Origin of the sequence: Stenotrophomonas sp. TWI273 (assembly GCF_039674765.1) — a bacterium.
Lineage (GTDB): Bacteria > Pseudomonadota > Gammaproteobacteria > Xanthomonadales > Xanthomonadaceae > Stenotrophomonas.
Map to the genome: position 1 here is coordinate 62,950 of NZ_JBDJOA010000005.1, position 13,174 is coordinate 76,123.

Below are 13,174 nucleotides of genomic sequence, written 5' to 3' on the forward strand. Positions count from 1 at the left end.
CCATGCCCGCACTCCGCCTTCCCAGCTTCGACCCCACCACCGAACAAGGTGTCCTGCGCCTGTCGATCGCCGCATCGCTGGCGATGGCCGCCGCAGCGGTGGCCTTTGGCCTGCTCGCCAACTCCTCGCTGATCATCTTCGACGGCATCTACGGCCTGATCGACGTGGTGATGACCTGGCTGTCGCTGCTGGTGGTGCGCCTGATCAGCCTGTCGACCCACGTCGATACCCTGCAGTCGCGCTTGAACCAGCGCTTCACCATGGGCTTCTGGCACCTGGAGCCGATCGTGCTCGGGGTCAGCGGCACGTTGATGATCGGTGCCGCCCTGTACGCAGCGGTCAATGCGGTGGACGCACTGATGTCCGGCGGGCGCGAGATCGCGCTCGGGCCGGCGATCCTGTTTGCGGTGATCTCGATCGTGGCCGAAACCGGGCTGGCACTGTTCGTACGCCGGGCGAACCGGTCGATCGGCTCGGACTTCATCGCACTCGATGCGAAGAACTGGGTGGTCGCGGCGAGCATGTCGGCGGCGTATCTGGTCGCCTTCGTCGGCGGCTATGTGCTGGGTGGCACGCAGTGGGCGTGGCTGGTGCCGTACATCGATCCGGCGATCCTGCTGGTGGTCTGCCTGTTCGTGGTGGTGGCGCCGATGGGCACGGTGCGCCAGGCGTTGTCGGACATCCTGCTGATCACCCCGCTGGATCTGCAGACCCACGTGGACGAGGTGGCGCGCGATATCGTGGCCAGGCACGGTTTCCTGGAATACCGCAGCTACGTGGCCAAGGTCGGGCGCGGTGAGCAGATCGAGCTGTTCTTCGTGGTGCGCGCCGATGATCCACCGCGGGCGCTGATCGAATGGGATCGCCTGCGCGATGAGATCGGCGAAGCGCTGGGTGAGGAGTCGCCGGACCGCTGGCTGACGATCATGTTCACGACGGATCGGGAGTGGGCGATCTGAGCGACGTCGGCGTGCATCGCGTTATCGTTCGGTGGCCACACTGCCCTGTTTCCACTGCCGCGGCGACTGCCCTGTCTGCGCCTTGAACGCGCGCGACAACGCTGCTTCGCTGCCGTAGCCCACGTCGATGGCGATGCGCTTGAGCGGATGGCCGCGGCGCAGCGCCTGCTGCACCAGGCGGGTGCGCCAGCCCTGCAGGTAATGACCGGGCGTACTGCCGATGGTGTCGCGGAAGCTGTCGGCGAAGGCGCTGCGTGACATGCCGGCGCGCTGCGCGAGCGACTCCAGCGTCCACTCGTCGGCGGGCGCTTCATGCATCGCCACCAGCGCGTGACGCAGGCGCGGATGGGCCATGCCGGCGAGCAGGCCGACGCGGATCTGACCGCTTTCCATCAGCGCGCGCAGGATCTGGATGAGCACGACTTCAAACAGACGATCCAGCAGCGCCTGGCGGCCGCAGCGCTGCGCGAAGGCTTCTTCGAACAGCAGTGACAGCACCGGCTGGCCGCCGTACAAGCCCTCCAGCGGCAGGCACACGATCGGCGGCAGCGCAGCGGCGACCGGGTTGTTGGCGCCCCCTTCGAACTGCAGGTTGGCGCACGCGAAATCCGCGCCCCGCGTGGCATCGGTGACGAAGCGGTGCGCGAGCGGGCGCGGGTACAGCAGCACGCTGGGCGTGGTGATCTGCAGCGTGCTGCCATCCGGGTGCTCGACGCGTACATCGCCCTCGCGGATCAGGTGCAGTTGACCGCGCTCGCCGTCGGCTGGCAGATCGTTGATGCCGCACAGCGCGCCCGCGTGGAAGACCTCGGCAGACACCGCGAAACGGTCCAGCAGGGATTGCAGTCGGTCGACCATGGCGGACTCCAGATCAAGTTTTCTGGACGAAATGTTGCCACAAGTACGATGTGGGCGCGCACAGTACACCTGCCATCTGGCCCACCTTTTTCACTCCGCAGGAGATTCCCATGTCCATTGCCAACGTTCTGTATACCGCCCAGGCCACTGCCAACGGCGGCCGCGACGGCCGCGCCGTCTCTTCCGACAACGTGCTGGACATCCAGCTCTCCACCCCGCGCGAGCTGGGCGGTGCGGGCGGCCCGGGCACCAACCCGGAGCAGCTGTTCGCCGCGGGCTACTCGGCCTGCTTCCTGGGCGCGCTGAAGTACGTGGCCGGCCAGGCCAAGGTCGCTCTGCCGGCCGAGACTGCGATCACCGGCAAGGTCGGCATCGGCCAGATCCCGACCGGCTTCGGCATCGAAGTGGCGCTGGAAATCTCGGTTCCGGGCCTGCCGCGCGAGCAGGTCGAAGCGCTGGTGCAGAAGGCGCACATCGTGTGCCCGTATTCCAACGCGACCCGCGGCAACATCGACGTGACGCTGACGGTGGTCTGATCCCCCCGCATGACCTGCCGTGGCGACGGGCACACATCCCCGTCGCCACCGTAGACTGGCCAGACGATCCTCACTGGCAAACGGACATGCACAGGATTCTGGTCGCGCTGTTGCTCAGCGGTTTTCTGGGGGGCTGCGCTACCGCTCCCATCGCGCCACCCGAGGCGATCGCCTCGAACGGGATGAACGCGCTGTCTCTCTTCCGCGGCGCCGGGTTCGTGCACGTGGTGACCGATCTGTATCTGCCCGGCACGGCTGCACCCGGGCTGCCAGAGACCTACGCCTGCCCTGACGCGGCAACCCGCATCCGGATCGCGGCCTATCCGCCGGCGACCCTGCCGGCTACCGATGCCTGCGCCCTGATCGATGCCGCTGCACGCCACGCGCAGCAGTGGTATCCCGAGCGACGCGCGGCCTATACGGCACTGCTCGTGCCCCACGGAACGCGCCTGAACCTGCGCACCCGATCGCTGCGCTTCCGCGTGCCGCATCTGACCTTGGCCATGCGCGTGTACGAATCGCGCGCGCGGACCGAGGCCAACCTCGTGGACCTGGTCGCGCATGAAACCTTCCACGCCCTGGGCTTCGCCGCCGGTGATCGCGGTGCAGTTGACGAGCGCACGGCCTACTACGCCGGTCTGTGCACGCAGCTGGCGGTCCTGGGCAGGATCCCGGAGGCGGCGCTGCCGGGTGCCCCGCTCGCCAGCGACAATGCAGATGTGGTCGAGTCAGCGGATGCGGCGTATCGCGTGCGGCGCGAAATCTACGGGTGGTTGCAGGACGGGGAGATCCGCGCTGGCACACCCGGTGGCGAGCGCATGCAGGCACGCTGCCGGGACTTGCCGCGCGCGCCGTCGACGGCCGAGTGACCCGATAAAAAAATGGGCGGCTGCCTGACGCGAACGTCTGGCAACCGCCCATCCCACCGCGGTGGATCCCGTGGGTGAGCCCACGGGATGCGTCTGGTGTGGCGGGCAACGACCAACCGTCGTTGCCAACCGGTGAAGCCGGCTGTCGCCGGTTTCGATTGTGAAGTTGGCGGCCCCCGGCCGGCACTACCCGTTACTTGTCGTGCGTGATCAGCTGCACCACGCTGGAGAAATCCAGCTTGCCGCGACCGGCCTGGTGGTTCATCGAATACAGGTTGCGCGCCAGCTCGCCCAGCGGGATCGAGGCGCCGACACTCATCGCCGCCTCCACCGCCAGGCCCATGTCCTTGAGCATCAAATCGCTGCCGAAGCCGCCGCTGTAGCCGCGCGAGGCCGGGGCGTTTTCCAGCACGCCGGGCCACGGGTTGCACACTTCGGTGGCCCAGCTGCGGCCGGTGCTGACCGCCATCATCTGCGAGAGCACCTTCGGGTCCAGCCCGTGTGCCACGCCCAGGGCGATGGACTCACCGGTCACCGCCATGATCACCCCCAGCGCCATGTTGTTGCACAGCTTGGCGACCTGGCCGGCACCGCTGGCACCGACGTGGAAGATGTTCTTGCCCATCGCCTGCAGCAGCGGGCGCGCACGCTCCAGCGCCTCGGCTTCGCCGCCGACGATGAAGGTCAGCGTGCCGGCCTGGGCACCTGCGGTACCGCCGGACACCGGGGCATCCAGCATCTGCAGGCCACGCGCGGCGGCCGCTTCGGCGACCTTGCGGGCGGTGGCCGGGGCGATCGTGCTGCAGTCGATGACCAGCGCGCCACCCGGGATATCGCCCAGCAGGCCATCATCACCGAGGTAAACGCCTTCCACGTGGCGGCTCGCGGGAAGCATCGAGATGACGATCTCGGCGTCGGTCAGCGTATCCAGTGCCGAGCTGGCGGCGGTGGCGCCGGCATCGACGGCGGCCTGCACGGCGGCGGGCACCAGATCGAACACGCGCACGGCGTGACCAGCCTTGGCCAGGTTGGCGGCCATCGGGCCACCCATGTTGCCCAACCCGATGAATGCAATACGGCTCATGCGTGGCTCCTTTCAGGGACGGTGGCACCGAGGTCGGCCAGCGGATGCGCGGCATCGGACCACGGCGAAACGAAGAAGGTGCGGGCCCACTCGGCCGTGGCGTCCGCCAGCGTGCGCGGCTGCCACTGCGGGGTGCGGTCCTTGTCGATCAGCAGCGCGCGGATGCCTTCGGCGAAATCCCCGTGGGCCGCCGCATGCAGTGCTGCGATGTACTCGATGCGGTAGACCTCGGCCAACGAGGCGCCCTCGGCCAGGTGCTGCAGCTCGAACGCGAGCCGCGCCGAGCCGGGCGCACCGGCGGCGAGCGTGGCTTTCGCGGTGCTCAGCCAGGGGTCGTCCGTCTCCAGCGCCAGAATCGCCTCGACGATCGCGCCGACGTCGTCACCGGCGCACAGCGCATCCACGGTGGTGGCATTGCGCAGCAATGGGCCGGTGGCCGCATCGCTGGCGTGTTGCTGCAGCAGTGCGGTCAACTGTTCGTGGTTGCGCTTGGCCTCGCGGCTCCAGTGCACGCCCGCCAGCGCGTTGAACACGGTCTCGCGCTGTGCCTCGGCGATGTGGATATCCGCCAGGCCGGCGTAGATCGCATCGCCTGCGTTGAGCGGCGCACCGGTCAGGGCCAGGAACAGGCCGCCGTGGCCGGGCACGCGCGGCAGCAGCCAGCTGCCGCCCACGTCCGGGAACAGGCCGACGGTGATCTCCGGGAACGCCAGCTTGGAGCGCTCGCTGACCACGCGGTGGCTGGCCCCGGACATCAGGCCGATGCCACCGCCCATGACGATGCCATGGCCCCAGCACAGGATCGGCTTGGGATAGGTGTGGATCGCGTAGTCGACGCGGTACTCGACGTCGAAGAATTCAGCGGCGTAACTGTTGCCGCGGATGTCGGCCTTTCCGCTCTCGCGGTAGTCGACCATGCTGCGGTACAGGCTGTGCAGGTCGCCGCCGGCGCAGAAGGCTTTTTCGCCCGCGCCCTGCAGCACGACCAGCGCGATGCCGTCATCAACGGCCCAGGCCTCCAACCGCTCGCGCAGCAGATGTGCCATCGGCAACGAGAACCCGTTGAGGGTGCGCGCGGCGTTGAGCGTGGCGATGCCGATGCGCGTGCCATTACCGGCGGCGCGCTCTTCGAACAGCACCGGCGCCTCGTCCTGGGCGACGGCGGTGCTCATGCGTTCTTCCATTGCGCAGCGCGCTTTTCCAGGAAGGCGTTCACGCCTTCGGCCTGGTCGGCGCTGTCGAACAGATCGACGAAGGCCTCGCGTTCGGCGACCAGCGCCGAGGCGTGGGTACCGGTGCGGGTGGCCTGCACCAGCGTCTTGCACGCGGCGATGCTGGTCGGGCTCTGCTTGCCGGCCTTGTGCGCCCATGCCAGCGCCAGTGCCTTGGCTTCGCCCTTGCCCACCTTTTCTTCGACCAGGCCGATACGCAGTGCGGTATCCGCATCGATGCGCTCGCCGAGCAGGATCATGCGCTTGGCCCAGCCTTCGCCAACCAGACGCGGCAGGTTCTGGGTGCCGCCGGCGCACGGCAGCAGGCCGACGGTGGCCTCCGGCAATGCCACCTGGGCGTGTTCTTCGATGATGCGCAGGTCGCAGGCCAGCGCGCATTCCAGGCCGCCACCCATCGCGTAGCCGTTGATTGCCGCGATGGAGACACCACGGAACCCGGACAGGGCTTCGAACGCCTCGCCGAAGCGACGTGCAGCTTCGCGTGCGGCGGCCTTGTCGCCGGAGGCGAACTGCTTCAGGTCGGCACCGGCAGAGAAGAATTTCTCGCCATCGCCGGTGATCACCAGCGCGTAGATATCGCGGTCTGCATTGAGTGCGTCGACCAGATCGCGCAGCGCGGACAGGCTGTGCACGGTCCAGGTATGCGCCGGCGGATTGTTGAGGGTGATGACCGCGACGTGGCCATCGGCCTCGACCTTCAGGCCGACATGATCATGCTGGCGCCACTCCATCATCGCAGTTCCTCTTCAGTGTTGAGCAGGTGGCGGGCCACGATCACACGCATGATCTCGTTGGTGCCCTCCAGGATCTGGTGCACGCGCGAATCGCGCAGCAGCCGTTCAATCGGGTATTCACGGATGTAGCCGTAGCCGCCGTGGATCTGCAGCGCATCGTTGCAGATGTTGAAACCGGCATCGGTGGCGAAGCGCTTGGCCATCGCGCACCACACGTTGGCATCGCTGGCACCCGCGTCGAGCTTGCGCGCGGCGGTGTGCACCATCTGCCGGGCGGCGACCAGCTGGGTGGCCATATCGGCCAGCTTGAACTGCAGCGCCTGGAACTCCGACAACGCCTTGCCGAACTGGCGGCGCTCGCCCATGTAACGGCGGGCGGCGTCCAGTGCACCCTGGGCAGCGCCCAGCGAACAGGCGGCGATGTTGATGCGGCCGCCGTCCAGGCCCTTCATGGCCAGCTTGAAACCGCTGCCCTCCTCGCCGAGCAGATGGCTGACCGGAACGCGCACGTTCTCGAACGTGATGCCACGGGTCGGCTGGCTGTTCCAGCCCATCTTCTCTTCCTTGCGGCCGTAGCTGATGCCCGGCAAATCGGCCGGCACCGCGATCGCGCTGATGCCGCCCGCGCCCGGGCCACCCGTACGCGCCATCACCACCAGCAGTTCGGTGGCACCGGCGCCGGAGATGAAGGCCTTGGAGCCATTGAGTACGTAATCGTCGCCGTCACGCACCGCGCTGGTTTTCAGCGAGGCCGCGTCCGAGCCGGCACCCGGTTCGGTCAGGCAGTACGAGGCCAGCTTGGTGCCGGAGGAGAGGTCTGCGCCCCACGCGGCACGCAGGCTCTGCTGGCCCCACTTGGCCACCATCCACGACGCCATGTTGTGGATGCTGACATAGGCCGCCGTGGACGGATCCACATTGGCGAGCTCCTCGATGACGACGGCGGCGTCCAGACGGCTCAAGCCGCTGCCACCGACCTCGGGATCCATGTACAAACCACAGAACCCGAGTTCCCCTGCCTTGGCGATCGCCTCGCGCGGAAAGATGCCCTCCGCATCCCATCGCGCGGCGTGCGGCGCCAGTTCGGCCTGGGCGAAGTCACGCGCTGCCTCTCTATAGGCCTGCTGCGCTTCGTCGAGTTCCGTCGTCATCGAGTGGCTCATGGTCGAACTCCGTTGTTGCTGTTGCTTACTTCAGGCTGATGGTGGTGTTGACGCCATGACCCAGCGTCTCGTCATCGAACCAGCGCGAGGTGATGGTCTTGGTCTGGGTGTAGAACATCACCACCTGCTTGCCGTACGGGCCCAGGTCGCCGAGCTTGGAGGCACGCGAGCCGGTGAACGAGAACAGCGGCACCGGCACCGGGATCGGCACGTTGATGCCGACCTGGCCGACGTCGATGTCTTCCTGGAACTTGCGGGCGGCCGCGCCGGACTGGGTGAACAGCGCGGTGCCGTTGCCGTTGGGGTTGGCGTTGATCAGTGCGATGGCATCTTCCAGGGTGTCCGCTTCCAGGATCACCAGCACCGGCCCGAAGATTTCCTCGTCGTACACGCGCATCCCCGGCGTCACGCCGGCGAAGATGGTCGGACCAACGAAGTTGCCCTTCTCGAAGCCATCGACCTGCGGGTTGCGGCCATCGAGCACCAGCTTGGCGCCCTGCTCCACGCCCGAGGCGATCAGGCCTTCGACACGCTCACGCGCGGCGCAGGAGATCACCGGACCGACATCGGTACCGGCGACACTGCCGCCGCTGACCTTCAGCGTCTTGGCCTTGGCCACCAGGTCCGGCACCCACTCGCGTGCTTCGCCGACCAGCACCAGGGTGGAGGCGGCCATGCAGCGCTGGCCGGCCGCACCGAAGGCGGCACCGACCATCGCGTTGAGGCTCTGTTCCTTGTTCGCATCCGGCAGCACCACGGCGTGGTTCTTGGCGCCCATCATGCACTGCACGCGCTTGCCGGCCAGCGAGGCGCGGTTGTACACGTGGGTGCCGACGCGGGTGGAACCGACGAACGAAACGGCCTTGATATCCGGGTGATCGCAGATCGCGTTGACCACCTCTTCGCCGCCGTGCACGACGTTCAGCACGCCCTTGGGGATACCCGCTTCCAGCGCCAGTTCGACCAGGCGCATGGTGACCATCGGGTCCTGCTCGGACGGCTTGAGGATGAAGGTGTTGCCGGTGGCGATGGCCATCGGGAACATCCACAGCGGAATCATCGCCGGGAAGTTGAACGGGGTGATGCCCGCGCAGACGCCGAGCGGCTGCAGCAGGGTGTAGGTGTCCACGCCGTTGGCCACGTTGTTGGCCAGCTCACCGAGCTGCAGGTTGCCGATCGCGGCAGCGTGCTCGACCACTTCCAGGCCACGGAACACATCGCCCTCGGCATCCGGCACGGTCTTGCCCTGCTCGGCGCTGAGGATGTGGGCCAGCTCGCTCATGTTCTCGCGGATCAGCTGCTGGTACTTCAGGAAGATGCGCGCGCGGGTGCCGATCGGGGTCTTGCGCCAGGTCTTGAACGCTTCCTTGGCCGAGGCGACGGCGGCGTCGACTTCGCTGGGGGTGGCGAACGGGACCTGGGCCAGGACGTCCTGGGTGGCCGGATTGACCACGTTCTGCCAATGCGAGCTGGTCGATTCGATGAACTGGCCATCGATCAACATGCGGATACGGGGCGCTGCAACAGTCATGGACAATCCCGGCGGGTCGAAAGTTGTTGGCATTATTCACAGTGCCACCCTCGATTTCCGGCCTGTATGCGCTTAATCTGGCCAATGCCCGCTACGATTCTTGTGAATTCTGTGAATAGCCAGCCCGTCCAACGCCAGATTGGCCTCCGCCTGCTCAAGCTGCGCGAGCAGCGCGGCTACAGCCAGCTTGCCCTGGCCAGGGCGCTGGGGCTGTCGGCCAGCTACCTGAACCAGATCGAGCGCAACAAGCGGCCGCTGACCCCGGCGGTGCAGGGCAAGCTGCGTGCCGTACTGGGCGACGTCAGCGAGCTGTTCGAGGTCGATGACCCCGGCGCGCTGCAGGAATCGCTGGGCGAGACCCTGCGCGACCTGGGCCTGGCCGATGTCAGCAGCACCGAACTGCGCGCGATGGCGGGCAACCTGCCGCAGATCAGCCGTGCCCTGCTCGACCTGCACCGCCGCCACCTGATGCTGCGCGAGCATGCCGCCGCGCTGGAGTTCCAGCTGGGTGATGTGCACGCCGGGCAGGCGTTGCCCGCGGGCGATCAGGTCCGCGATTTCTTCAACCGCATGCACAACCACATCCCCGAGCTGGATGACCTGGCCGAGCAGCTGTTCGGCGAATGGGGGCTGGTAGCCGGGCACGTGGCGCCGCGCCTTCGCCAGCTGCTGGCCGACCGCCATGGCGTGCTGGTGGAAGTGGGGCCGCTGCAGGCCGGGCGCGAGAAGCGCGTCTACGACGGCGGCAGCCGCACCTTGTGGCTGCCCGACTATCTGGAGCCGGGCCAGCAGGCATTCCAGATGGCCGCCGAGCTGGCGTTGCTGGGCTATGCGGCGCAGATCGATGCGGTGATCGCCCGCGCGGACTTCGGCGAAGCGGAGCAGATCGCGCAGGCGCGGATCGGCATGTCCAACTACTTCGCCGGTGCGCTGGTGATGCCGTATGCGCAGTTCCTGCGCGCCGCCGAGCACAGCGCATACGACATCGATGCGCTCGCCCATCGCTTCGGCGTGGGCTTCGAGGCGGTCTGCCATCGCTTGAGCACGCTGGCGCGACGCAGCGCGCCCGGCCTGCCGTTCTTCTTCATCCGTGTGGACCGCGCCGGCAATGTCTCCAAACGGCATTCGGCCACCGATTTCCACTTCTCACAGGTGGGCGGCTCGTGCCCGCTGTGGATCGTGTACGAAGCCTTCAACCAACCGGGGCGCGTACTGACCCAGACCGCGCGCATGCCTGACGGACGCCGCCACTTCTGGCTGGCGCGGCAGGTCAGCAGTGGGCCTATCGGGCATGGTCAACCACGCAAAACCTTCGCGGTGGCACTGGGTTGCGACCTGCAGCATGCCGAACGGCTGATCTACACACGTGGGCTTGATATCCAGAGCCCGGGCAACTCGGTCTCGATCGGCCCGGGCTGCCGGGTGTGCCCGCGCGAGGATTGCATGCAGCGCGCGTTCCCGCAGCTGCCGGGACGCGGGTAGCGTCGACCGTTGGTCGACTTGCGTCCGATGCCGCGAGTGTTGGCACCGTTGCGAAGAGCTGCCGACCAACGGTCGGCTCTACCGGTCATGTGACGTTTAACGGGAAGCCGACCAACGGCGGGCAGGTCGGATCGGGATGCGGTCCATCGCCGACTCAGTAGATTGGCGTCACCTTCATCTGCGGCAGCGGACGCGGTGCGCCGTCGGTGAGGTCCGGCCCGAGGTCTTCCCAGGTCTGGCCCTGCTCGACCATGTGCCGCCACAGCTGCTGCGATTCGCGCCGTTTGTCTTCCGAACTCAATCGGTAGGACGGCGGCACCGGCATGCCGGTGGCCACACTTTGATACGCCGCTTCGTATGCCGCCACGCGTTGTGCGGGGTCATCGGTGCGTGCCACATCCAGCGTGTAGCGCTGGTAGGCCGAGGCCAGATTGCGCCAGCGGATCCAGTAATGGTTGGCGAAGGAAAAATCGCAGAAGCGCTCCCCGGCGATGCTGCCCTTGTCGGCGATGCGGCTGAGCACGGCCTGCGGCATGTCCAGGTTCATGCCGCCCTCGTCGCCCTCCAGCGCGACATGCACGATGCGGTCGCGGTAGCCCGGCGCGCGGGCCTGCAGCACATCACGCCAGTTCTGCATGGTCGATACGATCGAAAACAGGAAACCGGACATCTCCGCCGCGGCCATCGGCTGCGCGATGGCGTGGTAGGTGCGTTGCCAGCCATGGCGGTTCTCGGTGGGCAGGAACACGGCCTGCTCCGCGCGTGCATGCGCGTCGCCCTCAGCCACCATGCTCACGGCGTCGGCAGGCTGCGCGTAGACCAGATTGATGCCGAAGGTCGGCCAGCGCGGCAACGCGGCGTCGAACAGGTGGATCGGGAAGTTGCTGCTGATGCCGCCATCGGAGAACCAGCACACACGGAACGCGGTGATCACCGGGCCGCAGTTCTGGCCACCGCTGGTGAGCCCTTCCATGCTGTCGGCGACGTTGGTGTTGTCGCGCCGGGGTTCGGCATCGGCCACCGGCTCACAGCGGCGTTCGCGACGGGCCGGCTCATGCAGCGGCACCGCGCTGATCAGCAGCGGGAAGCTCAGGCTCATCCGCGTGGCGACCAGCACCGGCAGATCCTCGCCATCAACCAGGCGGTAGTAATCGCGCCCATCGACCTGTTGCGGAGGGCCCGCTCGTGCCATCAGCCACTCGACCACGCTGGCCGGAAACAGCTGCGCGAATTCCTCGCGCAGGAACCAGAAGTGCGCCGCGTTGAACGGCAACGTGCGCGGCTCACTGTGCGACACGCAGGTGGTGATCATCTGCAGCGTGATCGCATGCGCGCCGCTGGGCTCGCCGGGATAGCGTGGCGCCGTGTGCAGATCGCCGAAGGTCAATGGCTGGTCATGCGGCTTGCCGGCCAAGGCCTGCAGCTGGGTGTGCAGCCAATCCGTCAACGCCGGCGCGGAGGCGTTCGGCTGGGTGCTGCCATTGCACAGGCCGAGCAGGTTGCGGCGGGCGACGCGGGCAACGCGCAGCGCCGAGGCCAGTACACCGGCCCCGTAGGCGCACAGCAGCGAGGGCAGCAACGTTGCCCAGATGCCGTCGATGCCCCCTGCCAGATAACCGATCCCGAGCAGGCCGGCCAGTGAGACCAGCAGCTCCACCGGCGCGATGGCGAATACCGCGGCGAGCAGACAGGCGACCTTGCGCAGCAGGCCCGCCTTGCCGGTGAGCATCACCAGCAGGCGATACGCGGTACGCGCGCCATACGCCGGTTGGAACAGGCTGTGGATGAAGCCCTGCCGGGACAGCTGCGCGGACACGTCGGCCAGCCCCGGAAAGCCCACCGCCGCCGCTAGCGGCTCCCCGGCCTGGCGACGCCGATCGCCCAACGCGGCCGCGGCGGCCACGGCGGCGGCAATGGCGCCGGCCGAGGTACCGCCGATACTCTTGAAGCGGTACTCACGGGCCAGCGACAGCACCGCGTTGGGATACACGATGCCGCTGGTGATGCCGCCCTTCATGACCAGATCGCAGTACTTGTCCGCCACGTTGCCGTCCTCTGTCCGCCCGTGCGTGGCCGATCCACGCACCCTCCCCAGCGGTACCCACCACGAGGCAGGCACCCGGAAGATCGATGCCGACAGTATCGCCTGCGCGCTTCTCAGGGCCTGAGAAGCGCGGCACGGAACCGCTTATTCAGCGTTGCCGGACTGCGGCACGCGCCGCACCTGGGACAGGTCGTAACCGAGCGCGGCGATGCGGGTCATGGCCGCTTGATAGTCGGCATCGGAGATGGTCGGGGTGCGCGCCATCAGCCACATGTAGTCGCGCTTGCTGCGACCCACGATGGTCTGCTTGTACTCCGGATCCAGGTCCACGATCACGTACTCGGCCTGGATCGGCCAGATGAACTGCATGCCCCAGATCGCGCCGCCGGTGCCTTCCTTGACCGTCCCGACCGGGTGCATGGTCTTGATCGGTGCCTGGAAGCTGCCCTTGCGATAACGGAAGGTGGTCTGGATGCGGCCGTCCGGACGCAGTGCGTAGGACTCCACGGCATCGAACGCCTCACGCTCGGGTCGGCTGGGGATATGCGCGATCACGTACCAGTCGCCCATGAAGCGCGGCACGTCCACATGCGCCACGGGCGGGATCGGACGGGTGTTGCCGCTGCAGCCGCCGAGCATCATGCCGACAACCAGCAGGGGAACGAGAGCACGGGTGGACATG

Annotated in this window: 12 protein-coding genes; 4 read left to right on the forward strand and 8 right to left on the reverse strand. The window is 67.5% G+C overall.

All coding sequences use genetic code 11. The features are described 5' to 3' along the window. Nucleotides 1–2: 2 nt before the first annotated feature. Nucleotides 3–959, forward strand: coding sequence for a cation transporter (locus tag ABE571_RS08515; protein WP_102788854.1), 957 nt, complete (start codon nucleotides 3–5; stop codon nucleotides 957–959). Between the two features lie 21 nt (nucleotides 960–980). On the opposite strand, the gene ABE571_RS08520 is transcribed toward ABE571_RS08515, so the two are convergent. Continuing rightward, on the reverse strand, nucleotides 981–1,817 hold the full coding sequence (locus ABE571_RS08520) for an AraC family transcriptional regulator (RefSeq protein WP_346464216.1): 837 nt from the start codon (nucleotides 1,815–1,817) through the stop codon (nucleotides 981–983). A gap of 110 nt (nucleotides 1,818–1,927) precedes the next feature. Here ABE571_RS08520 and ABE571_RS08525 point away from each other — a divergent pair, with 110 nt between their 5' ends. Both ABE571_RS08525 and ABE571_RS08530 read left to right on the forward strand, forming a co-directional pair. After that, nucleotides 1,928–2,353 (forward strand): organic hydroperoxide resistance protein, encoded by a 426-nt coding sequence (locus ABE571_RS08525; protein ID WP_346464218.1) that lies wholly within the window; start codon nucleotides 1,928–1,930, stop codon nucleotides 2,351–2,353. Nucleotides 2,354–2,439: 86 nt separating this feature from the next. Continuing rightward, nucleotides 2,440–3,222 carry a hypothetical protein gene (locus ABE571_RS08530; RefSeq protein ID WP_346493555.1) on the forward strand — a complete coding sequence of 261 codons (783 nt, stop codon included), beginning with the start codon at nucleotides 2,440–2,442 and terminating at the stop codon, nucleotides 3,220–3,222. Between the two features lie 193 nt (nucleotides 3,223–3,415). Here the strand turns inward: ABE571_RS08530 and mmsB are convergent, their stop codons facing one another. From mmsB to ABE571_RS08555, 5 genes are read right to left on the reverse strand one after another with little or no spacing between them, the layout of a single operon-like run. Beyond that, nucleotides 3,416–4,306, reverse strand: coding sequence for a 3-hydroxyisobutyrate dehydrogenase (mmsB, locus tag ABE571_RS08535; protein WP_346493556.1), 891 nt, complete (start codon nucleotides 4,304–4,306; stop codon nucleotides 3,416–3,418). Further along, the gene (locus tag ABE571_RS08540) at nucleotides 4,303–5,478 is read right to left on the reverse strand and encodes an enoyl-CoA hydratase/isomerase family protein (protein ID WP_346493557.1); all 1,176 of its coding nucleotides are present in this window, start codon (nucleotides 5,476–5,478) and stop codon (nucleotides 4,303–4,305) included. Before ABE571_RS08540 ends, mmsB begins: the two co-directional genes overlap by 4 nt. Then, the gene (locus tag ABE571_RS08545) at nucleotides 5,475–6,272 is read right to left on the reverse strand and encodes an enoyl-CoA hydratase (RefSeq protein ID WP_346464223.1); all 798 of its coding nucleotides are present in this window, start codon (nucleotides 6,270–6,272) and stop codon (nucleotides 5,475–5,477) included. The genes ABE571_RS08540 and ABE571_RS08545 overlap by 4 nt, the downstream gene beginning before the upstream one ends. Beyond that, nucleotides 6,269–7,435, reverse strand: a complete 1,167-nt coding sequence (locus ABE571_RS08550; protein ID WP_121044261.1) for an acyl-CoA dehydrogenase family protein — start codon at nucleotides 7,433–7,435, stop codon at nucleotides 6,269–6,271. The genes ABE571_RS08545 and ABE571_RS08550 overlap by 4 nt, the downstream gene beginning before the upstream one ends. Before the next feature lie 25 nt (nucleotides 7,436–7,460). Then, nucleotides 7,461–8,966 carry a CoA-acylating methylmalonate-semialdehyde dehydrogenase gene (locus ABE571_RS08555; RefSeq protein WP_313208873.1) on the reverse strand — a complete coding sequence of 502 codons (1,506 nt, stop codon included), beginning with the start codon at nucleotides 8,964–8,966 and terminating at the stop codon, nucleotides 7,461–7,463. A 111-nt stretch (nucleotides 8,967–9,077) separates the two neighbouring features. Here ABE571_RS08555 and ABE571_RS08560 point away from each other — a divergent pair, with 111 nt between their 5' ends. Continuing rightward, nucleotides 9,078–10,448: a short-chain fatty acyl-CoA regulator family protein gene (locus ABE571_RS08560; RefSeq protein WP_346493634.1), complete on the forward strand. Its 1,371-nt coding sequence runs from the start codon at nucleotides 9,078–9,080 to the stop codon at nucleotides 10,446–10,448. A gap of 154 nt (nucleotides 10,449–10,602) precedes the next feature. Here the strand turns inward: ABE571_RS08560 and ABE571_RS08565 are convergent, their stop codons facing one another. Both ABE571_RS08565 and ABE571_RS08570 read right to left on the reverse strand, forming a co-directional pair. Further along, nucleotides 10,603–12,492, reverse strand: a complete 1,890-nt coding sequence (locus ABE571_RS08565) for an RpoH suppressor (RefSeq protein ID WP_346482618.1) — start codon at nucleotides 12,490–12,492, stop codon at nucleotides 10,603–10,605. A 144-nt stretch (nucleotides 12,493–12,636) separates the two neighbouring features. Then, nucleotides 12,637–13,173 (reverse strand): lipocalin family protein, encoded by a 537-nt coding sequence (locus ABE571_RS08570; protein ID WP_346493558.1) that lies wholly within the window; start codon nucleotides 13,171–13,173, stop codon nucleotides 12,637–12,639. Nucleotide 13,174: the final 1 nt, after the last annotated feature.